Raw genomic sequence first — 26497 nt, 5'->3', positions numbered from 1 at the left:
GGGTGAGGGCCGACCGCGGTATCGCCGGACGACCACCGTCGAGGTGCATGTGTCCGGCGAAACGGGTGGAACCGTGACAGGAAGGAAACAAGCAGCAATGACGGCCGGGTATGACCCCTCCAACCCGGTGGCTTCCGGCAGTTCCGACGCCTACGATCCCGACCGCCCGCGTCACGCGGCGGCCGAGGTCGACGACCCGGAGCGCCTCGGCCCACACCCCCCTCGGATGACCTCCACCGGCTCCTTCGCCACGGTCACCGCCCCCGTCCCGGCCCAGGGCCCGGCCACGGGCGCGCAGCCGACCAGCTCGTGGCCCGTCTCGGCGCCCGTGACGCCGCCCCCGCCGCACAGCGTGCAGCCGGTGGCCTTCGCCCCGCGCCGCAGCCGGCTCGGCGCCGTCTCCCTGGTCCTGGCGATCCTGCTGCTCATCGTCGTCGGCGTCCAGGCGGCGTTCATCGTCGACCTGGAGCACAAGGCCGACAAGGCCGACGCCGCCGCGAAGGCCGCGCAGGCCGGCGACGCGTCCCGCCTCAAGGCGCTCGAGGACCGCGCCGACAAGCTCGAGCAGAAGACCGGCGGCAACCTCGACGCCGCCGAGGTCTCCTCGAGCGTGCGGCCCAGCGTGTTCCGGGTCTCCACGAAGTACGCCATCGGCACCGGCTTCGCCCTCGGCAAGGCCCCCGCCGGCGGCGGCACCGACCTCATCACCAACTACCACGTCGTCGCGGACGCCTACACCCGCGGCGAGAAGGACATCAGCCTCGAGCGCACCGACCAGCGCTTCCCCGGCAAGATCGTCGAGGTGCACCCGGACAAGGACCTCGCGGTGCTGCACACCGACGAGGAGTTCCCGCGCCTGACGGCCGCCGCCGGCCCGCCGAAGGTCGGCGAGCCGGTCCTCGTCATCGGCTCCCCGCTCGGCCTCGAGGACTCCGTCACCACCGGCGTGGTCAGCGCCTTCCGCACCCTCAACGGCGAGTCGCTCATGCAGTTCGACGCGGCCATCAACCCCGGCAACTCCGGCGGCCCGGTGTTCAACGCCAAGAAGGAGGTGGTCGGCGTAGCGACGCTCAAGGCGCAGCAGGCCGAGGGCATCGGCCTGGCGATCCCGATCTCGGTGGTCTGCGACACGGTTCCGGCTGTCTGTTGAGCCCCGCCGCCCGCTGACCAGCTTCCGACCGCCCGGTTCTTCGGCCGGGGTACCACCACGCCGGCGCACATCCCGGACGCGCCGGTAGTAAGACTCCCGCGGGGGCGGTGCCCGGCGGGACCACCAGGAGGAAGAGAACATGGCATACCCCGGCAACCCCCAGGGCAACCCGAACGACGCATACGGCTACCCCGACCCCAACGCCTCCACCGGCGCATACCCGCCGCCGCCCCAGCAGCCCCCGGCCTACCCGGCCGCGCCGTTCGGGGAGCAGCCGCCGGCGCCGCAGTACGGCCAGCCGGCCAACCCCTACGGCGAGCAGCCGCAGTACGGCCAGCCGGTGCCGCCGCAGCCCCAGCCGGTCCACGACCAGGGCACGACGCAGCTGCCCACGTACGGCGAGAGCTCCTACAGCCTCGACCCGTCCGTGTCGGCGCCGCCGACCGCCCCGATGCAGCCGGCCCCGCCGATGTCGGCGCCCCCGATGTCGGGCCCGCCGATGTCCGGCCCGCCGGTCGCCTACGGCCCCGTGTCGGGCCCGCCGACCAGCGGCTTCCCCGGCCAGCCGATCGGCTACCCGGGCGCCGAGCCGCCGAAGAAGCGCGGCATCGCCGTGCCGCTGCTGTCGGGCCTGCTCGCCCTCGCGGTCATCGCCGCCGGCGTGTTCGTCGGCCTGTGGGTCGACAAGTCCAACAAGCTCGAAGCGTCCGAGGCGAAGTCGAACCAGCGTCAGGTCGCGCTCGACCAGTCCAACAAGGACCTCGAGCAGACCCGCACCGACCTCAAGGCCAAGGCCGACGAGCTGGCGAAGTCCCAGCAGGACCTGCGCGGCACCCAGGCCGACAGCACCGAGGCCAAGCGCCAGCGCGACGTCATCGGCAACTGCCTGAAGCTGCTGCTGGAGGCCCTCGACGCCGCCAACTCCGGCGACAAGACCACCACCCAGAACAAGCTCAACGAGATGGAGAAGCCCTGCAACGAGGCGCAGGTCATCCTCGGCATCTGATCCGGTGAGGACCGGGGCCGGACGTCCGCGGCCCCGGTGCTCGCCGCTCAGGCCGTGTGGATGAGCTCCGCGAGGCGGGTCAGGACGTCCGGGTCGGTCTCCGGCAGGACGCCGTGGCCCAGGTTGAAGATGTGGCCGGGGGCCTTCGCGCCCTCGGCCAGCACGCGGCGGGCCTCCTGCTCGATGACCGTCCACGGCGCGAGCAGCACGCATGGGTCGAGGTTGCCCTGCAGGGCCCGCCCGGGGACCCGCGCCGCGGCCACGTCCAGCGGGGTGCGCCAGTCGACGCCGACCACGTCGGCGCCCGCGTCGGCCATGGCGGGCAGCAGTTCCGCCGTACCGACGCCGAAATGGATCTTCGGAAGGCTCCCCGTGACGCCGTCGAGGACCGCCCGCGAGTGCGGCAGGACGTAGCGGCGGTAGTCGGCCTCCGACAGGGCGCCGGCCCAGGAGTCGAACAGCTGGATCGCGTCCACGCCCGCGTCGACCTGCACCTGCAGGAACGTGCGGGTGATCTCCGCGAGCCGGGCGCACAGCGCGTGCCACACGTCCGGGGCGCCGTACATCAGCGCCTTCGTCTTCGCGTGATGCCGCGACGGCCCGCCCTCCACCAGGTAGGAGGCGAGGGTGAACGGGGCGCCGGCGAACCCGATGAGCGCCGTGCCGGACCCGCCGAGCTCGGCCAGCAGCAGCCGGATCGCCTCCGCGACGAACCCGACCGCCTCCGGCTCCAGGACCCGGATCGCCTCGACGTCGCCCATCCCGCGCACGGGGGCGGCGACGACGGGCCCGGTCCCGGCGACGATGTCGAGGTCGATGCCGGCGGCCTGCAGCGGCACCACGATGTCGCTGAACAGGATCGCCGCGTCCACCCCGTGCCGGCGCACCGGCTGCAGGGTGATCTCGCAGACCAGGTCGGGCCGGCGGCAGGACTCCAGCATGCCGACTTCGGCGCGCAGCTGCCGGTACTCGGGCAGGGACCGGCCCGCCTGGCGCATGAACCAGACCGGGACGTGCGGGACAACCTCGCCGCGGGCGGCGCGCAGCAACAGCTTCGTGTCGTTCATAGCCTGCCCATCGTTGCACTGATTGTGCGCAGGCGGCGCGGCGGCACCCCCTGCGCTCGTTTCGGATTTAGTCTTCCGTTATGGCGCCATCGACCGCGACTCCGCCCACGTTCACCCGGGCGGTGCAGGAGCTGCGCGCCGTGACCACCCGGCCGGAGATCACGCTCGAGGAGGTCCCGGCCCCGCAGCGCCTCGCCCCCTACGCACACGCGATCGGGGGCACGGTCCTGCGCCACGGGGACGAGGTGGCCACCGGCCGGCTGATCCTGCTGCACGACCCCGCCGGCCACGATGCCTGGGACGGCACGATGCGCCTGGTGACGTACGTGACCGCCGAGCTCGAGGCCGAACTGGCCACCGACCCGCTGCTGCCCGGCGTCGGCTGGAGCTGGCTCGTCGACGCCCTCGACGGCCACCACGCCGCCTACACGGCGATCGGCGGCACCGTCACCCAGACGATGTCGACCCGCTTCGGCGACCTCGCCGGCCCGCCGGCCGCCGCCGACCTCGAGATCCGCGCCTCCTGGACCCCGACCGACGAGGACATGCAGGCCCACGTCCACGCCTGGTGCGCGCTGCTGGCCTCCACGGCCGGCCTGCCGCCCCCGGGCGTCACCGCCCTGCACTCCTAGGGGTGCAGGGCCGCCGGCCCCGGCTACGGCAGGTTGGCGACCAGGTCGGCGATGTCGCGGCGGCGGCCCGTGTAGAACGGGACCTCCTCGCGCACGTGCCGGCGGGCCCGCGACGCCCGCAGCTCCCGCATCAGGTCGACGATGCGGTGCAGCTCGTCGGCCTCGAACGCCAGGATCCACTCGTAGTCGCCGAGCGCGAAGCTCGCCACCGTGTTCGCCCGCACGTCGGGGAACGTGCGCGCCTGCTGCCCGTGCTCGGCGAGCATCGCCCGGCGCTCCTCGTCGGGCAGCAGGTACCACTCGTAGGAGCGCACGAACGGGTACACGCACACCCACTCGCGGGCGTGCTCGTCGGCGAGGAACGCCGGGATGTGGCTCTTGTTGAACTCCGCCGGCCGGTGCAGCGCCATCTGCGACCACACCGGCGCCATCCGCTGCCCGACGCCGGTGCGGCGGAACCCGGTGTACGCCTCCTGCAGCGCCTCCGCGCTCGGCGCGTGCCACCAGATCATCAGGTCGGCGTCGGCCCGCAGCCCGGCGACGTCGTAGGTGCCGCGGACCGTGACGTCCTTCGCGGCCAGATCGGCGAGGAACGCGCTCGCCTGCGTCGCGTCGCGGCTGCCGGCGCCGTACGGCTCGGCGAGCCGGAAGACCGACCACATGGTGTAGCGGATGGACTCGTTCAGCTCGCGGATGCGTGCCGCGTTGCTCGTGGTCATGCCATCTACTCTGCCAGCCGCTCCAGCACCGCCTCGGCGGCCCTCCAGCCGGAGGCGACGCACGCGGGGATGCCGACGCCGTCGTAGGCCGCGCCGGCCACCGCGATCGCCGGATGCGCCGCGAGCCCGGCCCGCAAGGCCCGGACCCGGTCCTGATGATTCGGGGTGTACTGCGGGAGCGCCCCACCCCACCGGAACACCCCCCGGCCGAGCTCCGCGGGCAGCGCGTCGACGCCGATGAGCCGCGCCACCTCGGCCCGTACCACCTCGGCCAGCGCGTCGTCGGTGCGCTGCAGCTGCCCCTCGTCGCCGTGCCGCCCGACCGACGCGCGCAGCACCGTCACCCCGGGCCGGCGCAGATGCGCCCACTTCTGGTCGAAGAACGTGACCGCCTTCACGGCCAGCCCCTCCGTCGCCGGGACCAGGAACCCGGACAGCTCCGGCAGCTTCGTCGCCGGCAGCGCCAGGGCCACCAGGGCGACGGAGGCGTAGTCCAGCGGTACCGAGCTGACGCCGTCCACCGCCGCCAGCAGCCGCTCGGCGGGCCGGGCCGGCACGGCGAGGACCACGCCGTCGGCGTCGAGGACCTCCGCGTCGCGGGTCGAGCCGAGCGTGAGCTGCCACCCGCCGCCGCTGCGGCGCAGCGCCCGCACCGTCACACCGCACCGCACGTCGGGCAGCGCCGCCGCGACCGCGTCCACCAGGCGCGACATGCCGCCCTCGACGGTGCCGAAGACCGGGGCCCCGGGTGTACGCCGGGACGCCGCCACCGCCGCCTGCAGCGCCTCGGTCAGGGTGTGCGCCCGCTCGGCCGCGGCGGCCAGCGCCGGCAGCGCCATGCGCAGGGACAGGCGGTCGGCCCGTCCCGCATAGACGCCGCCCAGCAGCGGCTCCACGAAATGGTCGACGACGGCGTCGCCGCGGCGCGGCCGGACCAGCCCGCCCACCGTCACGTCGGCGCCGGGCGCCAGGAGCGGTGCCGTGGCGGGCTCGTCGAGTACCGAATCCGGGGCCTGAACCGGAATGCCCATCAGGGTCCCGGCGGGCAGGTCGCGCAGGCTCCCGTCGATGGCGACCGCGGCCCTCGCCGGCGTCGGGTGGACGACGGTGACGCCGACCGCCTCGGCCAGGCGCAGGGCCGCGCTGGACCCGCCCTCGGGCGCGCCGACCAGGAACGACTCCGCGCCACGCTCCACCGGGCCGCCGGCCAGCTCGCCGGTGGACAGCTTGCCGCCGGGCCGGTCGCGCTGGTCGAGCAGCACCACGTCGAGCCCCGGCCGCAGCGTGTGCAGGCGGTGCGCCGCGGCCAGCCCGGCGATCCCCCCGCCGACGACCACGACGCGTTTTGTCATACCCGCAGTCTATTGTCGCGGCATGGGCGAAGAGCGCGTGGCAGTGATCACCGGGGCGGCGCAGGGCATCGGCCGGCGCACCGCCGAGGTGCTCGCCGAGGAGGGCTACCTCCTGGCCGTCATCGACCGGCAGCCGGTCACCGGGTTCGAGGCCCTGTCGTTCGTCGGCGACGTCTCCGACGAGGCCGACGTGCAGCGCTTCGTGGCCGCGGTCGAGGCCCGCTACGGCCGCGCCGACGTGCTCGTCAACAACGCCGGCATCGCCTCCATCGCCCCCGCCGAGGACACCACCGCCGAGCAGTGGCGCCGCGTCCTCGACGTCAACCTCACCGGCCCGTTCCTGCTCTGCCAGGCATTCGGCCGCCGCATGCTCGTGCGCGGCACCGGCTCCATCGTCAACATCGCCTCCGTCGCCGGCCTCATGGGCGTCGCCGACCGCGTGGCCTACAACACCAGCAAGCACGGCCTGATCGGCCTCACCCGCACCCTGGCCGTCGAGTGGGGCGGCCGCGGCGTGCGCGTCAACGCCGTCTGCCCCGGCTGGGTCAAGACGGAGATGGACGACGAGTCGCAGTCCTCCGGCGCCTACGTCGACACCGACATCACCGAGCACGTCCCGATGGCCCGCTTCGCCCAGCCCGACGACATCGCCCGCGCGGTCGCCTTCCTCGCCGACCCGGCCCGCAGCGGCTTCGTCAACGGCACGGCACTGCCGGTCGACGGCGGGTGGGCCGCGGACGGCTCCTGGCAGTCGCTGCGCCTGTCGGCCCGCTCCCGCGCCTGACTCACCGCCGGCCCGGTCCGGCCTCGGGTCTTCGGCTCGGCCTCGCGCCTGACGCACCGCCGGCCCGGTCCGGCCTCGGGTCTTCGGCTCGGCCTTGCGCCTGACTTTCCGGCCGCGGCGGCGTTGTTCGGGGGCACCGGCCGGTCGGGTCGATGGTGGCCGGGGCGCGGACGGTTCGTGGCGGTCCCTGCACCTGCCGACCGGCTTCCGCGCGCGGCCGTTCCGGGGCGTCGTGATGTTCACGCTCCTGACGGAATTGTTGTCCCGCGCCGCGTGTCGTCTTGCGATCTCGCTCGTTGTTCCGGTGTGCGTCGATATGTCGTCGAGTAGGGTGATCGTGGCCCCCGCGATGTCCTTCTGAGGGGCGAACCCCTCTGGAAGATCTCCGCGAACGCGCGCACACTCTCGTGGATGAGCGACCTCGCGTCCTCCCGCCCCGTGCCCGACGAGCCGCCCGCGCGCCCCGGCGGTCCGAGCGACGTGTCCGGCCTGTTCCCGCGGGCTTCGGAGCTGTTCGTGCCGGCCGCGCGCGATCCCGCGGACGACGGCTTCGCGCTGAACCCGCTCGCCGAGGTCATCGCCGACCTGGCCGACCTGGGGTCGCACCGCTCGTCGCCGTCCTCTGACGATGCGCTGCCCGGGTCGTCACCATCCGTTGCCCCGGACGACCCGATGGCCGGCCGGTCGCCCGAACCCGGCACGTCGGCGTACGCCTTCAGCGACCCCGACCGCGGCACGTTCGGCGACGTCGCGTTCGGCGATTCCACGTTCGGAGGCCGCGGCGCGTTCGGCGATCCCGCTGCGTACGGCGGTAGCGGCGCGTTCGACGATGGCGGTTCGTACGGTGATGGCGGTTCGTACGGTGATGGCGGTTCGTACGGTGATGGCGGTTCGTACGGTGATGGCGGTTCGTACGGTGATGGCGGTTCGGCGGATCTCGGCGGTGACGCGGGATTCGTGGCTTTCGACATCGACGGCGGCCTGTCGGCGGCCCTCGACGACACGGAGCCGACCGCCCGCACGATCGCCGCGCTGCTCGAGGCCCCGGCAACGTCCGCCGCCGAGCTGGCCGACGCGGTCGCCTGGTGCTACGACGACGCGGCGCTGCCGCTGCTGCTGCCGCTGACCCGCCACCCGGACGCCGGCGTGCGCCGCTCGGTGGCGCAGGCCCTCCCCAGCGTCCTCGGCGAGGCCGACCCGGCCGAGACGGTGCGGGCCCTGATCGCGCTGAGCGGCGACGCGGACGACGACGTACGCGACTGGGCGTGCTTCGCGCTGGGCACCCAACTGTCCGAAGTGGACAACCCGGTGATCCGCGACGCCCTCGCCGCGCGGCTGGAGGACCTCCACGACGACACGCGCTGCGAGGCGCTGCTCGGGCTGGCCCGCCGCCGCGACCCGCGGGTCCTGCCGGTGCTGCACGAACGGCTGTCCAGGGACAACGTGTACTCCCTGGAGATCGACGCCGCCGGCGCGCTGGGGCACGCCTCGCTGCACACGCTGGTCCGCGGGCACCTGTCCGGCTGGGACGACGACGTGGTGGCCCGGGTGTGCGCCGCGCTGCGGCTGACGGACCCCGACGGCGTCGGCGACGACCTGCTGGACGGGCTGACCGACTGGTTCCGCCAGGGCGCACCGCACGCCACCGACGAGGACCGGTACTGGTGGTCGGTGACGCTGCAGTTGCTGGAGCACGCCGAGTACCGCGCCCCGGAGATCGCCGAGCAGGTCCACTACCGCCTGATGAACGCCGAGCCGGCCACCACGTTGATGCTCGGCTCCCGCCTGTCCCAGCTGGCCGGCGACCACGGCTGGCCCCGGTGGCGCCCATCCGGTTCGTGACGGAAGCGGGGTAACGGCCTGTTGTGAAGCGCGGTCAGGACGGGTTGGTCATGATCGTCGACCAGCCCGTCCAGACCGCCGCCTGCTTGAGCCACAGCTGCGTGACGAGGTCGCCGGCGGGGGAGACCGCGTAGATCTCGGTGTTGCCGGTGTACGGGTTGAGGATGACGGCCGGGTCGGTGCCCAGGTCCCCGCCGATCGGCGTCCAGGCCGCCCATCCGCCGCCGGGCATGATGAGGGTGTACGCCAGCGCCGAGCCGCTGCGGGCATAGATCTCGGTCGAGCGGTACTGCGGGTTGTAGAACACCGCCGGCCGCCCGGCGACCGACCCGCCGAGGTCGTTCCAGCCCGACCAGCCGCCCGCGTAGAACTTCTGCCACAGGTGGCCGTTCGTGCCCTGGGCGTAGATCTCCGACGAGCCCCACACCGGGCTGCGGAACACGGCCGGGTCGCCGGCGAGGTCCCCGCCGAGGTCGTTCCAGCCCGACCACGCGCCGGCGAAGTACTTCTGCAGCAGGTGGCCGTTCGTGCCGCGGGCATAGAGCTCCGTGGTCCTGTACACCGGGTTGTACAGCACCTCGGCCGGGTCGCCGGCGAGGTCGCCGCCGAGGTCGTTCCAGCCGGACCAGCCGCCGGCGTAGAACTTCTGCCACAGGTGGCCGTCGGTGCCGCGGGCGTAGATCTCCGTCGAGCCGTACCGCGGGCTGTAGAACACGACCGGGTCGCCGGCGATCGAGCCGCCGAGGTCCGTCCAGTCCGACCAGCGGCCGGCCTGCCAGTACTTCTGCGCCAGCCGGCCGTCCTGCGTCCGGGCGTACACCTCGACGGTGCCGGCCTTCGGGTTCTGCAGCACGTGCGGGGTGCCCGCGATGCCGCCGCCGAAGTTGCTCCAGCTCGACCAGCCGTAGCCGGGGCTCCAGTACCGCTGGGACAGGCCGTGGCCGGCGTCGGTGTACACCTGCAGCTGCTTCGTCGGTTCGTGCACGACCGGCGTGGGCCGCGCGATCAGGGGCGCCGGCGGGTCGATGCCGGCGAGGCGCTGCAGCGCGGCGAGGTCGCCGTTGAACACGTCCTTGTCGTAGTTGCCCTGCTGCTGGTTGTTGCCGCCGGCGTACTGCCACAGCGTCCACTTCGACCAGCCGTTCGGCAGCTTCGGCGCGGTGCCGCTCCAGGTCGCCACGTCGAGCGGGTACCCCGCGAACTGGGTGGTGCTGCCGACGCACTGGTTCCACCAGTTCGCCGCCGTGTAGATCATCGCCTTGCGCCCGATGCGGACCTGCACCTGGTCCAGGAACGCCTGGATCCAGTTGCGCATCGCCGTCTGGTCGAGGTTGTAGCAGGTGCCGACGGTGGAGAAGTACGGCCACTCGAGGTCGACGAACGGCACCAGGGTCTTGGAGTCGTTGACCCAGGCGGCCTTGTCGATGAACCGGTCGGCGTCGCCGACGGGGGTGCCGCGGTCGGGCCGCGCGAACGTGTAGGCGCCGGCGAGCAGGCCGGCCTTCTTGGCGTCGGCGATGTCCTGGGCGAAGTACGGGTTGACGTAGTTGTCGGTCTCGGTGGCCTTGATGTAGGCGAAGGAGACGCCCTGGGCGGCCTGGCCGGCCCAGTCGATCGTCTTGAACGTGCTGTGGTCGTGGCTGGAGACGTCGATGCCCTTGACGGTGTACTGCGGCCCCGGCGCGGCCGCCGCTTCGGGTCCGCGTGCCCCCGCGTGTGCCCGGCCGTTGCCCGGCTCGGCTTCTGCTGTCACTGCAGCGGACTCGGCCTCTGCTGCCACTGCAACGGACTCGGCTTCTGCTGTCACTGCAGTGGCCTCGGGTTCTGCTGTCACTGCAGTGGCCTCGGGTTCTGCTTTCACTGCAGTGGCCTCGGGTTCTGCTTTCACTGCAGTGGATGAGCCGAACAGCAGCAGCCCGGCCAGAAAGCCGGCGGCCAGCACGGTACGCATGTCGCTCGGGTCCCCCTCTCCCGCGCCGCCACGGTACCGTGCGGGCGCGGTGCCGCGTGGGCTGATCCGGGCGAATTCGGACGTTTGTCGCGTGAGTGGGGACGAATGGCGGTAAATCTGGATATTCTGATCGAACGCCTGCGCAGAGCCGACACCGAGGTCCGGGTCGCCGCGCGCGACGCGCTCGCGGCGCTCGACCCGGCCGTGGGGCTCGCGGAGCTGGCCAACCCCGCCCGCGACGCGGCCGCCGATGTGGTGATCGGCGGCATCCTGGCGCGGTGGGGCGACCCGGCGTTCGACCCGACGGTGGCGGCGCTGGCCGCCGCGCCCGGCGAGCGGGCCGCCCGGCGCACGGCGAGCGCTTTCTCCTGGCTGACGAGGCTGGACTCGGCCCGTTTCGCCTCCTGCTGCGCCACGCGAGCCCGGCGTGCGCGAGGGCCGCCGCGTACGTGCTGGTCGTGCACCGCGACCACGACGCCGCCGCGTTCGCCGACGACTTCGTGCCCCTGCTCGCCGACCCGGACCACGCCCTGCGCGAGCGCGCGGTGCAGGCCCTGACCGCGGCCGGCCCGGCGGCGCTGCCCGGCGCCCGCCGGATGCGCCGCACCGTCCCGGCCGGCCGGCGAGCCGCGCTGCAGGTCATTGCGGCGGTCGACTGGACTGCCCTGGAGCCGGCCGACGTCGAGGCGGTCCGCCGCCTGGTCCGGATCAAGGCGCCCCGGGAGGTGCCCGCGCCGGTGGAGCGCGAGTCCGAGCCGTGGTTCGCCGTCCCGTCCCGGGCCGCCGCCGCGGACCACGCCGCAGGGGGCGGCTGACCTCGCTGGCCCTCGCGCGCGGTGATCACGCCGGGGCGGAGCGGGCCGGGGCGGAGCGGGCCGCGGTGGACCTGTCGGCGGTCGCCGCGGAGCAGGCGGCGGTCCTTGAGGCGTTCGGGCTGTCCGGCCCGGAGCCGGTGACCATGCGTATGGGGTTGTCGTCGTGGTACCGCCGGTGGCATCCGGCGCCGGGGCGGCATGCGTACGTCACGCCCGCCCTGGACGGGTGGTTCCTCGTGTTCGGCGACCTTGTGGGGCCGCACGAGGCGATGGCGATCTGTGAAGCGGTGAGCGCGAAGCTCGGGGAGTGTCACTACTACGGCACCGGCTGGCTCGTGGCGCGTGAGGGCCGGGTGGTGCGGTGGTTCGATGACGAGCTGCCCGAGCTGGGGGAGCCGTTGCCGTTCGAGATCGAGTGGGGGGATCCCCGGGTCAGCGAGGTGCTGCGCGAGGTCTCCGTCGATCCCGGGCGGCTTGGTGCGCACACGCGCGTGCGTGGGCGAGGCGTGCTGGCGTTGACCGAGCTCGGACGGGAGCAGGGGCCGGGAGGCGGGGTGCTGGAGATCTGAGGCGACTCCGGCGGTGGCATTCCGGCTTCAACCACAGCCTAACCCACCCCACCTAACCGATCATGCCCGCCGGCACCCGCCGTGACCGGTCCGTCACCCGCGCGTCCTGGCGCGGAACAAACGCGGCGGATGCGATGGCCGAGCCGGCCGTGGTGGCCAGGCACCAGGCGACCGCGCGCCAAGGTGCCGGGCCGGCCGGCTGGCACCGGCCGTGACCGGTCGGTCACCCGCGCGTCTTGGCGCGGAACAACGCGGCGGACGCGATGACCGAGCCGGCCGTGATGGCCAGGCACCAGGCGACCGCGCGCCAAGGGGCCGAGCCGGCCGGCTGGTCCAGCAGCAGGGCGCGGAGGCTCTCGACGATCGGGGTCACCGGCTGGTTGCCGGCGAAGCCGCGCAGCCACGTGGGCATGGTCGTGATGGGGACGAAGGCGCTGCTCGCGTACGGCAGGAAGGTGATGCCGAACGTGTAGCCGCTCGCGGCCTCGGACGAGCCGGCCAGCAGGCCCAGCGCCGCCGACAGCCACGACACGGCGGCGATGCTCAGCAGCAGGATGCCCGCCGCGGCGAGCCACTGCGCGAAGTTGGCGCGGGGGCGGAAGCCCAGGGCGAACGCGACCGACAGGACCAGCACGCTCGACACCGTGTTGCGGGCCAGGCTCGCGAGCACGTGGCCCGACAGCAGTGCGGCGCCGCCGACGTCCAGGGAGCGGAAGCGGTCGACGATGCCGCCCGACAGGTCGCTCGCCACCGCGACCGCGGTCATCGCCGAGCCGAACGAGACGCACAGCAGCATGACGCCGGGGACGACGTACGTGACGTACTGCGTGCCGACCTGCAGGGCGCCGCCGAAGAGGTACACGAAGACGACCATCAGCATGACCGGCAGCGCGATCGACATGATGAGGGCCTCGACGTTGCGCCGGCCCAGGCGCAGGGAGCGGGCGCCGAGGACCGACCATTGGGTGAGGGCCGAGCTAGACACCGGCGGGCTCCTTGCGGGAGGTGAGGGACAGGAAGACGTCGTCGAGGGTGGCGCTGTGCAGCGAGAAGCGGCGCACGGCGGTGCCGGCCGGGTCGATCTCGTCCAGGACCGAGCGCACGTGGGCGGCGCTGCCGTCGGTGGTGACGCCGAGCGTGAGCCGGGCCTCGTCGCGCTGCACGACGCGGGCGCCGAGGCGGGCGGCGACGGCCTCGAACCCGGCGCGGTCGGCCAGGTCCAGGTCGAGGCGCTGGTCGCCGAAGCGGCGCTTGAGCTCGGCGGGGGTGCCCTCGGCGACCACCCGGCCGTGGTCGACGACGGCGATGCGCGCGGCGAGGCGGTCGGCCTCCTCGAGGTACTGCGTCGTGAGGAACACCGTCGTCCCCGCGTCGACGAGCCCGTCCACGACGTCCCACATCGCCTGGCGGCTGGTCAGGTCCAGGCCCGTGGTCGGCTCGTCGAGGAAGATGACCCGGGCCCGGCCGGCGAGGCCCGCGGCGAGGTCGAGGCGGCGGCGCATGCCGCCGGAGTACTTGCCGGCCCGGCGGTCCGCGGCGTCGGTCAGGCCGAAGCGCTCCAGCAGTTCGGCGGCGCGGCGGGCGGCGTCGCGGCGCGACAGGCCGGACAGGCGGGCCATCATGCGCAGGTTCTCGGCGCCGGTCTGCAGCTCGTCGACCGCCGCGTACTGCCCGGTGAGGCTGATCGCGGACCGCACCCGGTGCCGCTCGCGGACCACGTCGTGGCCGGCGACGCGGGCGGTGCCGGCGTCGGGGCGGGTGAGGGTGGCGAGGATGCGCACCGTCGTGGTCTTGCCGGCGCCGTTGGGGCCGAGCAGGCAGAACACGGACCCCGCCGGCACCCGCAGGTCGACGCCCGTGAGGACCTCGAGCCTGCCGTAGGACTTCTGCAACCCGGTCGCCTCGATGGCGGGACCGTTCTGCGTATGGTGTACGCTCATGCGTACGTTATACGCAGAAGTAGGATCCCGAGTCAATGAGCGAGCGCGAAAACGGCATACCGCCGGTCCTGGCCATGGCCTGGGGGCTGCGGGAGCGGCCCGGCAAGGGGCCGCGGCCCGGGCTCACCCTCGAGCGGATCGTCGCCGCCGGGGTGAAGGTCGCCGCCACCGAGGGCCTCGGCGCGGTGTCCATGGCCCGCGTCGCCAAGGAGCTCGGCGCGGCCACGATGTCGCTCTACCGGCACCTCAACGCGAAGGACGAGCTGCTCGACCTCATGGTCGACCACGCCATCGGGCAGCCGCCGCCGCTGCCGCCCGGGCAGGACTGGCGCACCGGCCTGGCCGCCTTCGCGCGGACCTATCTCGCGCTGCTGCGCGACCAGCCGTGGATCGCCCGGGTGCCGATCAACACCCCGCCGATCACGCCGAACCAGATCGCGTGGATGGACCACGGGCTGGAGACCATGCGCGGCACGGCGCTGCACCAGTACGAGCGGCTGTCCAGCATCATGATCATCAGCGGGCTGACCCGGAACTGGGCGCTGCTCACCGCCGACATCGACGCCGCCGCCCGGGCCGGCGGGGGCAGCACCGAGCAGGCGATGCTGGGCTACAGCCGGCTGCTCAGGCGCTTCGCCGACCCGGCCCGCTTCCCGGCCGTCGGCGACCTCATCGCCTCCGGCGTCCTCGACCACCCCGCCGAGATCCCGGACGACGACTTCGAGTTCGGCATCGCCCGCTTCCTCGACGGCCTCGAAGCGTTGATGCAGCGCCGGATCAGGGACAACGGCCGCAAAACCTAACAGCGGGCTCGCGCGTTGCACACGTGTGACAGCAACAGTCGAGCGGCGGACCGCGGTCGCCGCCGACGCGAAACCCGTACGGCGGGTCGCCGCCGCCTGGATACCGCCCGCGGCCGTGGCCGTGGGTGTCGCCGCGGGACTCAAGGTCTACGGCGTGCCGCTGCAGTCGACCGCGGTCTTCACGCTCTACCTCGCCCTGGGCATCGTCCTGCCGGGCACCCTCATCTGGCGGGCCGTGCGCGGGCGGTCGGGCTGGCTCGTCGAGGACCTCGGCGCCGGCCTCGCCGTCGGGTACGCCGGCGAGGTCCTCGCCTACATCCCGGCCCGCGCCCTCGGCGCCCCGCTCGCGTTCCTGGTCTGGCCCGCCGCCGTCCTCGCCGCGTTCCTCGCCGTGCCGCGCCTGCGCCGGCACTGGCGGGGCGGCGGCGAGCGCACGCCGCTGTGGTGGTCGCTCATCCTGTCCGGCACCGCCGCCGTCGTCTTCTTCTGGAGCTGCGTGCGCTTCTTCCGCACGCACGACCTGCGCGAGCCGGGCATGCTCAGCCCCGACGCCGACTCGCCGTTCCACCTCGCCCTCATCGGCGACGCCAAGCACCACATGCCGCTCATGTCGCCGTGGCTTTCGGACCAGCCGGTGCTGTACCACTGGTTCGTCTACGCCGACATGGCCGCCACCAGCTGGGTCACCGGCATCGAGCCGCACGTGCTGCTCGTGCGCCTCGCCCCGCTGCCGATGCTGTTCGGGCTCGTCGCGCTGCTCGGCGTCCTCGGCCGGCGGCTGACCGGCGTGTGGTGGGCCGGCGCCGCCGCGGCCGTCATCACGTTCTTCGTGCTGACCCCGATGCCGTACCACTGGCCGCTGGAGGGCTGGTTCTCCGCCTTCGGCACCAACGCCTACGAGGACGGCTCGTCGCTGCGCGCCCAGCTGTGGACCAGCCCCACGCAGACGTTCGGGGCGCTGCTGTTCGCCGGCCTCTGCCTCGCCCTCGTCGAGGCCATGGCCGCACACACCCGGGCGAGCTGGGCGCTCGTCGTCGTGCTCACCGCCGCCGTCACCGGGGCCAAGGCGACCTTCCTGCCGATGCTGCTGGCCGGGCTGCTGCTCGTCGTCGCCGTACGGCTGGTCACGAGAAGGCGCGTGCACCCGGGCGCGCTGTTCGCCGCCGCCGTCACGTTCCTCGGGCTGCTCTTCGCCCAGTTCGTGCTCTTCGGCGGCGCCTCGCAGGGCATGGCGATCGACCCGCTGCACTTCGCGCAGATCTCCGGGGCGCCCTACACCGTGAAGTTCGCCGCCCCCGAGTACCCGCACCCGCTGTGGCGGCTGCTCATCGTGCTCGCGCTCACCCTCGCCTGCTGGGCGTGCATCTGGCCCGGGCTGCTCGGCCTCGGCCGGCTCGCCCCCACCATCCGCCACGCCCGCCGCCTGCGCCGCCACCTCGGCATCGCCGCCGACCCCGTCATCCTCATGTTCGGCATCGGCCTGTCCGGCGTCGGCGCCCTCATGGTCTTCGGCCACGAGGCCGGCGCCGAGGGCTGGTTCATGGTCTCCGCCCGGCCCTACCTGTCCCTCGCCTCCGTCGTCGGCCTCGTCCTGCTCACGCCGCGGGGCCTGCCCCCGAAGCGGATGCTGCGCCAGGTGTACGCCGCGATGGCCGCCGGTGCGCTCATCCTGCTCGCCGTACACAAGATCGGCAGCATGCACACGCCGAAGCTGCAGAACACCGGCAGCCTGGCCGTGACCCTGTGGGCGCTCGTCTGGCCGTACCTGCTGTCCTACGCGCTGCTGGCCGCGGCCGGGCGGTGGATGTACCGGCGGAGGTTCCCGGCGTGGCGCACGCTCGTCGCCGCCCTGCTCGCCGGCGCCTGCATGAGCACCGCGCTGCAGCACGTCTACCAGATGACCCGCACGTCGTACCTCGGCGGCTGGCGCGGCGTCGTGCAGATCCGCACGTTCGTCACCCCCGGCACGCAGGAGGCCGGCCGCTGGCTGCGCGACCATTCGGACCCTGACGATCTCGTGGCCACGAACGCGCACTGCATCGGCGACCCGTACTCGCTGCAGGGCTGCGACAACCGGCACTTCTGGTTCTCCGCGTACAGCGAGCGCCGCTTCCTCGTCGAGGGCTGGGGCTTCACCGACCGGGCCCACCGGGAGGCGGCGAAGGACCACGTCAACGCCATCTTCGCGCCCTACTGGGACCAGCGGCGGCTGGCCGACAACGACGCCGCGTTCTACCACCCGAGCGCGCAGACCGTCGGCAAGCTGCGCGACCAGTACCACGTCAAGTGGCTCATGGTCGACGAGGGCTACCTGCTGCTGCCGTCCATCTGGGTCGAGGACTACGCCCAGTTCCGCTTCCGGGCCGGGCGCATCGCCATCTACCAGCTGGGATCATGATGTACGACACCATCGGCGCAACCCGCCGCGACCGGCTCGCGGCGGTCCTGGCGTGCCCAATCTGTCACGACCGCCTCGGCCCGGACCTGACCTGCGCCGCCTGCGGGCCGGTCGGGCGGCGCAGCGCCGGCCCGGGGCAGGGCGAGCGGCTCGACTTCGGCGGGTTCGCCGCCGAGGAGCTCGGCGCCGACGCCCTCAACCGGGTCAAGGAGCTGGTCAAGACCCGGTTCACCCGGCTCTACCCGGCCGCCATCCGGCTGCTGTCGCCGGTGCAGGACCGGCCCGGGCTGATCGGCGGCTTCCTGCGCTCCTTCAACCTCGACCGCGACCTCGTCGCCGACCTCGGCTGCGGCACCCACCGCCGCGACGAGCGCGTCGTGTGCATCGACGGCGGCGCGTACGCCAACGTCGACATCGTCACCGACCTGCGCCGCCTGCCCCTGGCCGACGGCAGCCTCGACGGCGCGATCAGCATCGCCGTCCTCGAGCACGTGCCCGACCCGGCCCGGCACATCGCCGAGATGCACCGCGTCCTGCGCCCCGGCGGGCGGATGCTCGTCTTCGTGCCCTTCATGCAGCCGTTCCACGCCTCGCCGTACGACTTCCAGCGCTACACCGAGGTAGGCCTGCGCGAGCAGTTCGGCGCGTTCGACGTGCTGTCCGTGCGGGTCGGGGCCGGTCCCACCTCCGGCATGCTGTGGGCGCTGCAGGAGTGGCTGGCCATGGCGCTGTCCTTCGGCAGCCGCCGCCTCTACCGGCTGATCCTGCCGCTCACCTGGGTGCTGTCGCCGCTCAAGCTGCTCGACCTGCTGCTCGTGCACCACCCGATGGCGGCCCAGGCGGCGAGCGGGTTCGTGATCGAGGTCCGCAAGGCGGCTTGATACAACTTGGGGATGGATGACCTGCGCGCTCAGCGGCTCTTCGGCGGGGCGAGCGTCGCCCCCGGCGACCTCGCGACCAGCCCCTACCGGGCCGACCGGGACCGCATCGTCGCCTCGCCGTTCTTCGCCCGCCTCGCCGGCGTCACCCAGGTCATCAGCCCCGGCGGGTCCGGCCTGCTCGTGCACAACCGGCTCACGCACAGCCTCAAGGTCGCCAGCGTCGCCCGCGGCATCGTCGAGCGGCTGAGCGCCGACCCCGACCAGCGGGCCCTGCTGGACAAGCTCGGCGGCTGCGACGCCGACGTCGTCGAGGCGGCGGCGCTCGCCCACGACCTCGGCCACCCGCCGTTCGGCCACCTCGGCGAGCACGTCCTGGACCGCCTCGCCCGGGAGCGGCTCGGGCTGCCCGACGGGTTCGAGGGCAACGCCCAGTCGTACCGCATCGTCACCAGCACCCAGGTGCGCGGCGCCGCCATCGGCCTGGACCTCACCGCCGCCGTGCGCGCGGCGCTGCTGAAGTACCCGTGGACCCGCCGCACGTACCCCGACCCGCACCCGATGCGCCTCAGCCCGACCCCGCGCGGCGCCGGCGGCGACCCGGCCGTCGGGTCGTCGAAGTTCGGCGCGTACGTCACCGAGGTCGCCGACGTCCGCCAGGCCCGCGCCCCGTTCGCCGGCCGCATCGCCGACTGGCAGCAGACCGTCGAGGCGTCCGTCATGGACACCGCCGACGACATCGCCTACGCCATCCACGACCTCGAGGACTTCCACCGCGTCGGCGTGCTGCAGCAGGGCCCGGTCGCCACCGAGCTCGTCGCCTGGCAGCGCGACGCCGCGCAGCTGCGCGCCCTCGGCGACGCCGAGCTGCGCACCACCGCCCGCCACCCCGGCCGCTCCGTCGAGCAGCTGCGCCGCACCCTGCAGCGCAAGGACGGCTGGATCTGCGACGACGACGCGTTCGCGGCCGCCGTCGAGCACGTGCGGAACGAGCTCGCCGACGGGCTGCTCGCCGCGCCGTTCGACGGCTCGATCGAGGCCGAGCAGGCCGTCGCCCGCTTCTCCGCCCGCTGGACCCGCCGGCTCATCGACGCCGTGTACGTGCGGGCCGACCCGCCCGTGCGCTCCGGGCACGTGCTGCTCGGCCGGGCCCAGTGGCACGAGGTGCAGGTGCTCAAGTTCATCCACCACCGGTTCGTCCTGGAGCGGCCCGACCTGGCCCTGCACCAGCGCGGCCAGGCCCGGCTCGTCGCCAGCCTCGTCGAGGCCCTGCACGCCTGGCTCACCGACCCCGGCGAGGAGGCCCGGCTGCCGCGGCGGCTGCACGACCTCGTCGAGCTCGCCGACGCCGAGGCCCGCACGCTCAGCGCCGCCGACTACGGGCTGGAGTCGCTGGACGTGCCGGCCATGGCCCGCGGCCGGGCCATCGTCGACTTCGTCGCCGCGCTCACCGATGGGCAGGCGGTCGGGCTGCTCGAGGCGCTGTCCGGGCGGTCGCGGCAGCTGTGGACCGACGCGTTCGTCCTCTGACCGGACGTACGGCGGGGACCTGCTTAGGGTGGCGGCATGCAACTTCGCCCCATGACCCAGGCCGAGCTCGACGCGATGCTGCCGGTGCTCAAGCGGGAGTACGCCGAGGACGAGCTCAAGTCCGGCCGGCGCACCCCTGAGGCGGTCCACGCCGGCATCGAGGAGCTGTTCGCGCGGCTGCTGCCGGCCGGGGTCGACAGCCCCGGGCAGCTGCTGTTCAGCGGCGTCGACGACGGCGGGGCCGTGGTCGGGCACGTCTGGATCGCGCTGCCGGACGAGCAGCGGCCGCAGGCGTGGGTGTACGACATCCAGGTCGACCCCGCCCACCGGCGCCGCGGCCACGCCCGGGCGATGCTGCTCGCCGCCGAGCAGGTGCTCCTGGCCCGCGGGATCGACCGGCTCGGGCTCAACGTGTTCGGGCACAACCCGGGGGCGCGGGCGCTCTACGAGGGCCTCGGCTACGCGACGACCTCGGTGCAGATGTCGAAAGAACTGGCATAGGGCCCGAAGCGCCCGCATGCTTTGCGTTGTCACTCCCGCACCATTAGAAACAGGGCGTGACGATGCGGTGGGGGCCGGTCGCGCTCGCCACCGGTGGTGTTGCGGTCATCACGGTGGGGACGCTGCTGGCGATCCCCTTGACCCAGCCTTCGGCGCGCACCTCGGCGGCGGGCTCGCCGGCGGCGTCGGTCGCCACGGGCTTTTCGGACATTCCCGATGCACCGGAACCGGTCGGCGCGTCGGAGCCGGTCGGGTCGGCCGCCGCGGGGCTGCGCTCGGCGGCGCCGAGCGTGTCCCGGGCCCCGCGGCCGGGCGGGCGGCCGGGGCCGGGCAACACCGGGGCGATACCCGGCGTCGGGCTCACCGTCGTCAATGGCGACCAGCGGTACGGTACCGATGGAAAGATCGTCGAAAATGTGGACATTCACGGCTATGTCCTGATCACCGGCAAGCGGGTGGTCCTGCGCAACGCCGTCGTGCGCGGCGGGCCGGCCAAGTGCGGCGCCGTCGTGCAGATCGCGGCCGGCGCCAGCGCGGTCCTCGAGGACGTCGAGATCGCCCCCGCCGCCACCGGGCCGTGCCTCGACGGGATCTGGGCCACCGCCGCCTCCCTGACCCGGCTCAACGTCCACGGCGGGGTCAACGGCGTCAAGGCCACCGGCCCCGACGTGCTGCTGCAGGACTCGTGGGTGCACGACTCCGCCTACTTCGCGAGCGGCGCGCCCGGCGGCGGGGAGACCGAGACCGACGCCGTCGAGGACGTCGGCCAGCGGCGCGTCACGCTGCGGCACAACGCGCTCAGCGTCGGCGCGCACGGCAACGCCGCCTACCAGGTGCGCCAGACCGGCGGCGGCAGCGCCAGCGAGCAGCGCATCGAGGGCAACTGGCTCGACGGCGGTGGCTGCACGCTGAACTTCTCGCACGGGGGCGGCCCGCCGCTGGCCATGATCGCCGTGGTGAACAACCGGTTCGGCCGGGCCAGCTCGTACGCCTGCCCGATCCTGGTCTCCACGCGCACCGTGCTCACCGAGCTGTCCGGCAACGTCTTCGACGACAACGGCGCGCCGATCCCCGCGCCGAGTCGCCACGACTGACCGCGCCCCGGCTGGGATCATGGAGCCGTGACCGAGCGGCTGGTGGTGATCGGCGGCGACGCCGCGGGAATGAGCGCGGCGTCCCAGGCGCGGCGGCGCCGCGGCCCCGACGACCTGGGCATCGTGGCGTTCGAGCGGGGCCAGCACGTGTCGTACTCGGCGTGCGGCATCCCGTACCTCGTCGCCGGCGACGTCACCGACCCCGACGACCTCGTCGCCCGCCACCCCGCCGAGTTCCGCGACCGCCAGCACATCGACCTGCGGCTCGGCAGCGAAGTCGTGGCGATCGACACCGAGCGGCGGGAGGTGCTCGTGCGCGGCGACGGCCGGGAGTACCGCGAGCCGTTCGACCAGCTCGTCATCGCCACCGGCGGGGTGCCGCGCCGGCCCGAGGTCCCCGGCGCGCTCGCCGTCGGGATCCACGGCGTGCAGACGCTCGACGACGGGATCCGGCTGCTGGGGTACCTCGACCGGCACGCACCGCGGCGCGCGGTCGTCGTCGGCGGGGGGTACATCGGCCTGGAGATGGCGGAGGCGATGCTGCGCCACGGCCTCGACGTGACCCTCGTCGACGCCGCCGAGCAGCCCATGCGCACCCTCGACCCCGACATGGGCGTCCTCGTCGCCGACGCGCTGCGGGCCGAGGGCGTCACGCTGCGCCTCGGCGAGCGCCTCGAGGGCTTCGCGACGCACGGCGGCCGGGTCGCCGCCGTGCACACCACCGGCGGCGAGATCCCCGCCGACCTGGTCATCCTCGGCCTCGGCGCCCGGCCCGGCAGCGACCTCGCCCGCGCCGCCGGCATCAGCGTCGGCGCCACCGGCGGCATCGTGGTCGACCGCCGCATGCGGACGTCCGCCGAGGGCATCTGGGCCGCCGGCGACTGCGTCGAGACGTTCCACCTCGTCTCTCAGCGCCCGGTCGCGATCGCGCTCGGCACCCACGCCAACAAGCAGGGCCGGGCCGCCGGCATCAACATCGGCGGCGGCTACGCCACGTTCCCCGGCGTCGTCGGCACCGCCGTGTCGAAGCTGTGTGCGCACGAGGTCGCCCGCACCGGCCTGAGCACCGCCGAGGCCGAGGCCGCGGGGTTCGCGCCGTTCGGCGTCGTCACCGAGTCCACCACCCGCGCCGGCTACTTCCCGGGTTCCCGCAAGATCAAAACCAAGATCATTGCCGAACGTACGACGGGAAGGCTGCTCGGCGCCCAGATCGTGGGGCAGGAGGGCGCCGCCAAGCGCATCGACGCGCTCGCCGTCGCGCTGTGGCACGGCATGACGGTGGAGGAGATGACCTCGCTCGACCTGTCGTACGCGCCGCCGTTCGCCCCGGTCTGGGACCCGGTCCTCATCGCCGCGCGCAAGGCGGCGGAGGCTCTAGGGTCGTACTCGTGATCTCGGACTTCGCCTCCCTCTCCGCCGCTGATCTGTACCGCCTGCTGCAGCTGCGCTGCGACGTGTTCGTCGTCGAGCAGCGCTGCCCGTATCCGGAGCTCGACGGCCGCGACACCGAGCCCGGCACCCTGCACCTGTGGCTGGACGCGCCCGACGGCTCGGTCGCGGCGTACCTGCGGGTCCTCGACGAGCCCGGCGGCGGCGCCCGCATCGGCCGGGTCGTCACCGCCGCCGCCCACCGCGGCCGGGGCCTGGCCGGCCGCCTGCTCGCCGAGGCCATCGAGCGCATCGGCCCGCAGCGCGAGATCGTCCTCGACGCCCAGACCGGCGCGACCGGCGTGTACGGGCGCTTCGGCTTCGAGATCTGCGGCCCCGCGTACGACGACGAGGGCATCGAGCACGTCCCCATGCGCCGCGCCGGGTAAATGGCTTCAGCCCCCGCCGGTTTTCGGCGGGGGCTGGGCTGTGTTTACTGCTTGGGCTCGAGCTTGATGTTTACTGCTTGGGCTCGAGCTTGATGTTCTACTGCTTGGGCTCGAGCTTGATCGACAGGGAGTTCACGCAGTGCCGCGTGTTCTTGTCGGTCATCCGCTCCCCGCGGAACACGTGCCCGAGGTGCGAGTCACACCGCGCACACCGGATCTCGGTGCGCACCATCCCGTGCGACCGGTCCTCGATCTCCTTCACGGTCCCCGGGATCGCGTCGTCGAACGACGGCCACCCGCAGTGCGAGTCGAACTTGGCGCCGCTGTCGAACAGCTGCTGACCGCAGGCGCGGCAGCGGTACACACCCTCGGTCTTGGTATCGACGTACTCTCCGCTCCACGGCGCCTCGGTCCCAGCGCGGCGCAGCACCCGGAACTCGTCCGGAGACAGCCGCACCCGCCACTCCGCGTCGGTCGTGGGCAGCGTGACAAGTGGCTCGGTCATGCCTCAACGTTAGGCGCCACGCCGGGCCACGACCATTACGGCCCAAGAACGCCCCGTCACCTCCGGGCGCGCCGCTTTGTTCGCGTCTTGCGCCTTTATTCCGAGATGCCCGAATCGTCCGCGGCGCCGGTTCGTTGGCCCATCCGAAAGCCACGATTCGGACTTTTGTGGTGCAATGCCCCTTCTGTGATGAGGACGACAATGAGGCTGCTGTACAAGGCCGTCGCGGCCGGAGCCGTCGGCGCCGCCGGCATCACCGCCCTGGCGGGCGCCGCCGGGGCCGCCCCCGCCCCGCAGACACACCCTCAGGACACGAGGTCCCTTCCGGCACTCCCGGACCCGATCCGCCTGCTGCCCGCGTCCGAGACGCCGTTCCCCGGCTACCCGGCCGCGGTGTCCCGGACCGCGGGCAACTCCCACCGCGGCCACAGCTCCGCCACCTCGGACGCCGGCTACGGCCACGGCCACGGTGGTTCCGGCCACGGCCCGTCCGGTCACGGTTCGGGCAACGGCGGTTCCGGCCATGGCCACTCCGGGCACAGCGCGGGGAACGGTGGTTCCGGATACGGCGGACACGGCAACGGCTTCCCGGGCGGCAACAGCCCGGCCACTCCCGGCGGTGGCGGCGGTCAGGGCAACGGCGGGCAGGGCAATGGCACCGGCGGTGGCGGCGGGCATTCCAACGGCGGCCCGACCCCGGGCGGCGGCACCGGCCAGGGTGGCACCACCCCCGGCGGCAACGGCCCGACGACCCCGGGCGGCACCCCCGGCGGCCCGGGCGGCGGCACCCCTGGCGGCCCGGGCGGCACGACCCCCGGTACCCCGGGCGGGACGACCCCCGGTACCCCGGGCGGGACGACCCCCGGCACTCCGGGTGGCACCACGCCCGGCACTCCGGGTGGCTCGGGCGGCGTGACCGGAATCCCCGCTCCGACCACGACCCCGACGCCGACCGGCACCGGCGGCGTGGCCGGCGTCCCGGGCTCGGGCGTGATGCCGGCCGGCGAGCTGCCCGTCACCGGCCCGTCGTCGTCGCTCATGACCACGATCGGGTTCGCGTTCATCATCGGCGGGGCCGGCGTGCTGTACTTGACCCGGCTGGGCGGGCGCGACGACGAGTCGACGCAGACGCACGTACCGGGCCCGCGCAACCGCCGGCCCGGGCCGGGCTCCGGGCGGACCACCGCGGGCGCGGCACCGCGCCGCCCGCGTCCCAGCCCGCAGGCCCCGCGCCGGGCCCGCTGACCGGTCCCGGCCGGCCAGGCCCACTTCCGCTCCAGGCCCACTTTCCGCTCGGGCGGGTGCGGGCGGACCGATTCGGGAACGCCGCCTTCGCGGGGCGAGGTGGGAGCGGCGGAGTCGGGTGGCGCGTAAGGTCCTTGGCATGGCCGATGCGCTGGAGATCGAGGTCGCGGGGCGGGCGGTGCGGCTCACCAGTCCGGAGCGGGTCGTGTTCCCCGAGCGGGGATTCACCAAGCGGGACGTGTTCGAGTACTACCTCGCCGTCGGCGACGGGATCATGCGGGCCCTCGGGAATCGGCCCACGACGCTGCAGCGCTTTCCCGAGGGGATCGGGGGCGAGGCGTTCTTCCAGAAGCGGGTGCCGAATCGCGGGGTACCGCCGTGGATCGAGACCGCGCAGATCACCTTTCCCAGCGGGCGCAAGGCCGATGAGCTCTGCCCCGCCGATCTCGCGCACGTGGCCTGGGCGGCGCAGATGGGCACCATCGTCTTCCACCCGTGGCCGGTGCGGCGCGACCACGTCGATCACCCGGACGAGCTGCGGATCGATCTGGACCCGCAGCCGGGCACCGACTTCGCGGACGCGGCCGTCGTCGCCGGGGTGCTGAAGGGCGTGCTCGACGACCTCGGGTTCACCGGCTGGCCGAAGACGTCCGGCGGGCGGGGCGTGCACGTGTACGTCCGCATCCAGCCGAAGTGGACCTTCGTCGAGGCGCGGCGGGCCGTGATCGCGCTCGCGCGCGAGGTCGAGCGGCGCCGGCCGGACCTCGTGACCACCAAGTGGTGGAAGGAGGAGCGCGGCGAGCGGGTGTTCATCGACTTCAACCAGATGGCGCGCGACCGCACGATCGCCTGCGCGTACTCGCTGCGGGCCAACCCGCGGGCGACGGCCTCGACGCCGCTGCGGTGGGAGGAGTTGCCCGACGTCGAGCCGGACGACTTCGACCTGCGCACCGTGCCGGCCCGCATCGCCGAGAAGGGCGACGCGCACGCCGGCATCGACAACGTGGCGCACGACATCACGCCGCTGCTGGAATGGTCCGAGCGGGACGCCGCGAACGGCGAGGGCGACATGCCGTATCCGCCGGAGTATCCCAAGATGGAGGGCGAGCCGATGCGCGTGCAGCCCAGCCGGGCGAAGAAGGCCGAGGCCTGATCCCGGCGCCCGGCCCGGTCCGCTTCCGAGCCGGCTTAGCCGCATCCGGCTCCAGCGCCGGGGTTAAGGCGCTCGGTCCGGACCGCTTCCGGGCCGGCTTGGCCGCATCCGGCTCCAGCGCCGGGGTTAAGGCGCTCGGTCCGGACCGCTTCCGGGCCGGCTTGGCCGCATCCGGCTCCAGCGCCGGGGTTAAGGCGCTCGGTCCGGACCGCTTCCGGGCCGGCTTGGCCGCATCCGGCTCCAGCGCCGGGGTTAAGGCGCTCGGTCCGGACCGCTTCCGGGCCGGCTTGGCCGCATCCGGCTCCAGCGCCGGGCTTAAGGCGCTCGGTCCGGACCGCTTCCGGGCCGGCTTGGCCGCATCCGGCTCCTGCACCGGGGCTCAAGGCACTCGGTCCGGGCCAGGTCGTGGGCCGGGCGCTGCTCGACGGGCCCGGCTGTGCGGAGGATGACGCGGCCGGGGACAGCGTGCCGGTCGCGGGCGGGGCGCTGCTCGGAGGGCTAGCCGTGCCGTCGGCAGCCCGCACCCGGAGCAGCGCGCCAGCCGCGGGCCGTCTGCTGTTCACAGCGCCGCCTCCCGCCGGCCCGGCGCTGGTCGACGTGCCGCCGTGGGCTGTGTTGCTCAACGCGGCACCGCGCGGCGCGCGGGCGGTGGGCGGCGCGGTGCTCGGTGGCTCGCGCGGCCGGCGGTGCAGCTCTCGAACACTCCGCGCGTCGCCGGCCGTGCGTTGCGTGGTGCGTCGCCGGCC

The 26497-nt window shown here is 73.8% G+C and carries 24 protein-coding genes; 17 read left to right on the top strand and 7 right to left on the bottom strand.

Annotated features, from left to right (window positions below; genetic code table 11):
* Positions 1-97 precede the first annotated feature (97 nt).
* Positions 98-1150: a S1C family serine protease gene (locus tag ACQEVU_RS41350; protein WP_433333632.1), complete on the top strand. Its 1053-nt coding sequence runs from the start codon at positions 98-100 to the stop codon at positions 1148-1150.
* 139 nt (positions 1151-1289) lie between these two features.
* Positions 1290-2156, top strand: a complete 867-nt coding sequence (locus tag ACQEVU_RS41345) for a hypothetical protein (RefSeq protein ID WP_433333630.1) — start codon at positions 1290-1292, stop codon at positions 2154-2156.
* Positions 2157-2203: 47 nt separating this feature from the next.
* Here ACQEVU_RS41345 and hemE read toward each other — a convergent pair whose 3' ends face one another.
* Positions 2204-3223, bottom strand: coding sequence for a uroporphyrinogen decarboxylase (gene hemE / locus ACQEVU_RS41340; protein ID WP_433333628.1), 1020 nt, complete (start codon positions 3221-3223; stop codon positions 2204-2206).
* 80 nt (positions 3224-3303) lie between these two features.
* Between hemE and ACQEVU_RS41335 the strand changes: the two genes are divergently transcribed.
* Complete coding sequence (locus ACQEVU_RS41335) at positions 3304-3855, top strand: DUF3000 domain-containing protein (RefSeq protein ID WP_433333626.1); 552 nt, start codon at positions 3304-3306, stop codon at positions 3853-3855.
* Positions 3856-3878: 23 nt separating this feature from the next.
* Here ACQEVU_RS41335 and hemQ read toward each other — a convergent pair whose 3' ends face one another.
* Complete coding sequence (gene hemQ, locus ACQEVU_RS41330) at positions 3879-4574, bottom strand: hydrogen peroxide-dependent heme synthase (protein ID WP_433333624.1); 696 nt, start codon at positions 4572-4574, stop codon at positions 3879-3881.
* 5 nt (positions 4575-4579) lie between these two features.
* Positions 4580-5926: a protoporphyrinogen oxidase gene (gene hemG, locus ACQEVU_RS41325; RefSeq protein WP_433333622.1), complete on the bottom strand. Its 1347-nt coding sequence runs from the start codon at positions 5924-5926 to the stop codon at positions 4580-4582.
* Positions 5927-5948: 22 nt separating this feature from the next.
* Here hemG and ACQEVU_RS41320 point away from each other — a divergent pair, with 22 nt between their 5' ends.
* A complete protein-coding gene (locus tag ACQEVU_RS41320; protein WP_433333620.1) occupies positions 5949-6710 on the top strand; it encodes an SDR family NAD(P)-dependent oxidoreductase in 762 nt (253 codons plus the stop codon).
* Between the two features lie 411 nt (positions 6711-7121).
* Positions 7122-8552, top strand: coding sequence for a HEAT repeat domain-containing protein (locus tag ACQEVU_RS41315; protein WP_433333618.1), 1431 nt, complete (start codon positions 7122-7124; stop codon positions 8550-8552).
* A gap of 34 nt (positions 8553-8586) precedes the next feature.
* Here the strand turns inward: ACQEVU_RS41315 and ACQEVU_RS41310 are convergent, their stop codons facing one another.
* Positions 8587-10305: a GH25 family lysozyme gene (locus ACQEVU_RS41310; RefSeq protein ID WP_433333616.1), complete on the bottom strand. Its 1719-nt coding sequence runs from the start codon at positions 10303-10305 to the stop codon at positions 8587-8589.
* Between the two features lie 476 nt (positions 10306-10781).
* Between ACQEVU_RS41310 and ACQEVU_RS41305 the strand changes: the two genes are divergently transcribed.
* Together ACQEVU_RS41305 and ACQEVU_RS41300 are read left to right on the top strand one after the other, a co-directional pair.
* Complete coding sequence (locus ACQEVU_RS41305; protein ID WP_433333614.1) at positions 10782-11318, top strand: hypothetical protein; 537 nt, start codon at positions 10782-10784, stop codon at positions 11316-11318.
* 65 nt (positions 11319-11383) lie between these two features.
* Complete coding sequence (locus ACQEVU_RS41300) at positions 11384-11887, top strand: hypothetical protein (RefSeq protein WP_433333612.1); 504 nt, start codon at positions 11384-11386, stop codon at positions 11885-11887.
* 223 nt (positions 11888-12110) lie between these two features.
* Here the strand turns inward: ACQEVU_RS41300 and ACQEVU_RS41295 are convergent, their stop codons facing one another.
* Together ACQEVU_RS41295 and ACQEVU_RS41290 are read right to left on the bottom strand one after the other, a co-directional pair.
* Positions 12111-12872 carry an ABC transporter permease gene (locus ACQEVU_RS41295; RefSeq protein WP_433333610.1) on the bottom strand — a complete coding sequence of 254 codons (762 nt, stop codon included), beginning with the start codon at positions 12870-12872 and terminating at the stop codon, positions 12111-12113.
* Positions 12865-13827 carry an ATP-binding cassette domain-containing protein gene (locus ACQEVU_RS41290; RefSeq protein WP_433333608.1) on the bottom strand — a complete coding sequence of 321 codons (963 nt, stop codon included), beginning with the start codon at positions 13825-13827 and terminating at the stop codon, positions 12865-12867. Before ACQEVU_RS41290 ends, ACQEVU_RS41295 begins: the two co-directional genes overlap by 8 nt.
* Before the next feature lie 35 nt (positions 13828-13862).
* Between ACQEVU_RS41290 and ACQEVU_RS41285 the strand changes: the two genes are divergently transcribed.
* Genes ACQEVU_RS41285 through ACQEVU_RS41250 form a run of 8 tightly spaced genes read left to right on the top strand, consistent with a single transcriptional unit; the run spans position 13863 to position 22848 of the window.
* The gene (locus ACQEVU_RS41285) at positions 13863-14630 is read left to right on the top strand and encodes a TetR/AcrR family transcriptional regulator (RefSeq protein ID WP_433333606.1); all 768 of its coding nucleotides are present in this window, start codon (positions 13863-13865) and stop codon (positions 14628-14630) included.
* Positions 14631-14655: 25 nt separating this feature from the next.
* Positions 14656-17028, top strand: coding sequence for a hypothetical protein (locus ACQEVU_RS41280; RefSeq protein ID WP_433333604.1), 2373 nt, complete (start codon positions 14656-14658; stop codon positions 17026-17028).
* Entirely contained in the window at positions 17025-17909 is an 885-nt protein-coding gene (locus tag ACQEVU_RS41275) for a class I SAM-dependent methyltransferase (protein WP_433333602.1), read from the top strand. The genes ACQEVU_RS41280 and ACQEVU_RS41275 overlap by 4 nt, the downstream gene beginning before the upstream one ends.
* 12 nt (positions 17910-17921) lie before the next feature.
* Positions 17922-19436, top strand: a complete 1515-nt coding sequence (locus tag ACQEVU_RS41270) for a deoxyguanosinetriphosphate triphosphohydrolase family protein (RefSeq protein ID WP_433333600.1) — start codon at positions 17922-17924, stop codon at positions 19434-19436.
* Between the two features lie 36 nt (positions 19437-19472).
* A complete protein-coding gene (locus tag ACQEVU_RS41265) occupies positions 19473-19937 on the top strand; it encodes a GNAT family N-acetyltransferase (protein ID WP_433333598.1) in 465 nt (154 codons plus the stop codon).
* Between the two features lie 56 nt (positions 19938-19993).
* The gene (locus ACQEVU_RS41260; protein ID WP_433333596.1) at positions 19994-21031 is read left to right on the top strand and encodes a hypothetical protein; all 1038 of its coding nucleotides are present in this window, start codon (positions 19994-19996) and stop codon (positions 21029-21031) included.
* A 27-nt stretch (positions 21032-21058) separates the two neighbouring features.
* A complete protein-coding gene (locus ACQEVU_RS41255) occupies positions 21059-22423 on the top strand; it encodes an FAD-dependent oxidoreductase (protein ID WP_433333594.1) in 1365 nt (454 codons plus the stop codon).
* Positions 22420-22848: a GNAT family N-acetyltransferase gene (locus tag ACQEVU_RS41250; RefSeq protein ID WP_433333592.1), complete on the top strand. Its 429-nt coding sequence runs from the start codon at positions 22420-22422 to the stop codon at positions 22846-22848. The genes ACQEVU_RS41255 and ACQEVU_RS41250 overlap by 4 nt, the downstream gene beginning before the upstream one ends.
* A gap of 97 nt (positions 22849-22945) precedes the next feature.
* On the opposite strand, the gene msrB is transcribed toward ACQEVU_RS41250, so the two are convergent.
* A complete protein-coding gene (gene msrB, locus ACQEVU_RS41245; RefSeq protein ID WP_433333590.1) occupies positions 22946-23353 on the bottom strand; it encodes a peptide-methionine (R)-S-oxide reductase MsrB in 408 nt (135 codons plus the stop codon).
* 201 nt (positions 23354-23554) lie between these two features.
* Between msrB and ACQEVU_RS41240 the strand changes: the two genes are divergently transcribed.
* Complete coding sequence (locus ACQEVU_RS41240) at positions 23555-24598, top strand: hypothetical protein (protein WP_433333588.1); 1044 nt, start codon at positions 23555-23557, stop codon at positions 24596-24598.
* Positions 24599-24737: 139 nt separating this feature from the next.
* Positions 24738-25751, top strand: a complete 1014-nt coding sequence (gene ligD, locus ACQEVU_RS41235; protein ID WP_433333586.1) for a non-homologous end-joining DNA ligase — start codon at positions 24738-24740, stop codon at positions 25749-25751.
* The last annotated feature ends 746 nt before the right edge of the window (positions 25752-26497 follow it).

The organism is Dactylosporangium sp. CA-139066 (assembly GCF_050936175.1).
In the GTDB taxonomy this organism is placed as follows: Bacteria; Actinomycetota; Actinomycetes; order Mycobacteriales; family Micromonosporaceae; genus Dactylosporangium.
Note: the sequence above shows the minus strand (reverse complement) of the source record. Positions and strands in the feature narration are given on the sequence as shown.

Coding starts and splice junctions, on each gene's coding strand:
- ACQEVU_RS41290 (WP_433333608.1), bottom strand. CDS start 13,827: ATGAGCGTACACCATACGCAGAACGGTCCCGCCATCGAGGCGACCGGG.
- ACQEVU_RS41335 (WP_433333626.1), top strand. CDS start 3,304: ATGGCGCCATCGACCGCGACTCCGCCCACGTTCACCCGGGCGGTGCAG.
- ACQEVU_RS41240 (WP_433333588.1), top strand. CDS start 23,555: ATGAGGCTGCTGTACAAGGCCGTCGCGGCCGGAGCCGTCGGCGCCGCC.
- hemQ (WP_433333624.1), bottom strand. CDS start 4,574: ATGACCACGAGCAACGCGGCACGCATCCGCGAGCTGAACGAGTCCATC.
- msrB (WP_433333590.1), bottom strand. CDS start 23,353: ATGACCGAGCCACTTGTCACGCTGCCCACGACCGACGCGGAGTGGCGG.
- ACQEVU_RS41345 (WP_433333630.1), top strand. CDS start 1,290: ATGGCATACCCCGGCAACCCCCAGGGCAACCCGAACGACGCATACGGC.
- ACQEVU_RS41350 (WP_433333632.1), top strand. CDS start 98: ATGACGGCCGGGTATGACCCCTCCAACCCGGTGGCTTCCGGCAGTTCC.
- hemE (WP_433333628.1), bottom strand. CDS start 3,223: ATGAACGACACGAAGCTGTTGCTGCGCGCCGCCCGCGGCGAGGTTGTC.
- hemG (WP_433333622.1), bottom strand. CDS start 5,926: ATGACAAAACGCGTCGTGGTCGTCGGCGGGGGGATCGCCGGGCTGGCC.
- ACQEVU_RS41320 (WP_433333620.1), top strand. CDS start 5,949: ATGGGCGAAGAGCGCGTGGCAGTGATCACCGGGGCGGCGCAGGGCATC.
- ACQEVU_RS41275 (WP_433333602.1), top strand. CDS start 17,025: ATGATGTACGACACCATCGGCGCAACCCGCCGCGACCGGCTCGCGGCG.
- ligD (WP_433333586.1), top strand. CDS start 24,738: ATGGCCGATGCGCTGGAGATCGAGGTCGCGGGGCGGGCGGTGCGGCTC.
- ACQEVU_RS41315 (WP_433333618.1), top strand. CDS start 7,122: ATGAGCGACCTCGCGTCCTCCCGCCCCGTGCCCGACGAGCCGCCCGCG.
- ACQEVU_RS41285 (WP_433333606.1), top strand. CDS start 13,863: ATGAGCGAGCGCGAAAACGGCATACCGCCGGTCCTGGCCATGGCCTGG.
- ACQEVU_RS41270 (WP_433333600.1), top strand. CDS start 17,922: ATGGATGACCTGCGCGCTCAGCGGCTCTTCGGCGGGGCGAGCGTCGCC.
- ACQEVU_RS41265 (WP_433333598.1), top strand. CDS start 19,473: ATGCAACTTCGCCCCATGACCCAGGCCGAGCTCGACGCGATGCTGCCG.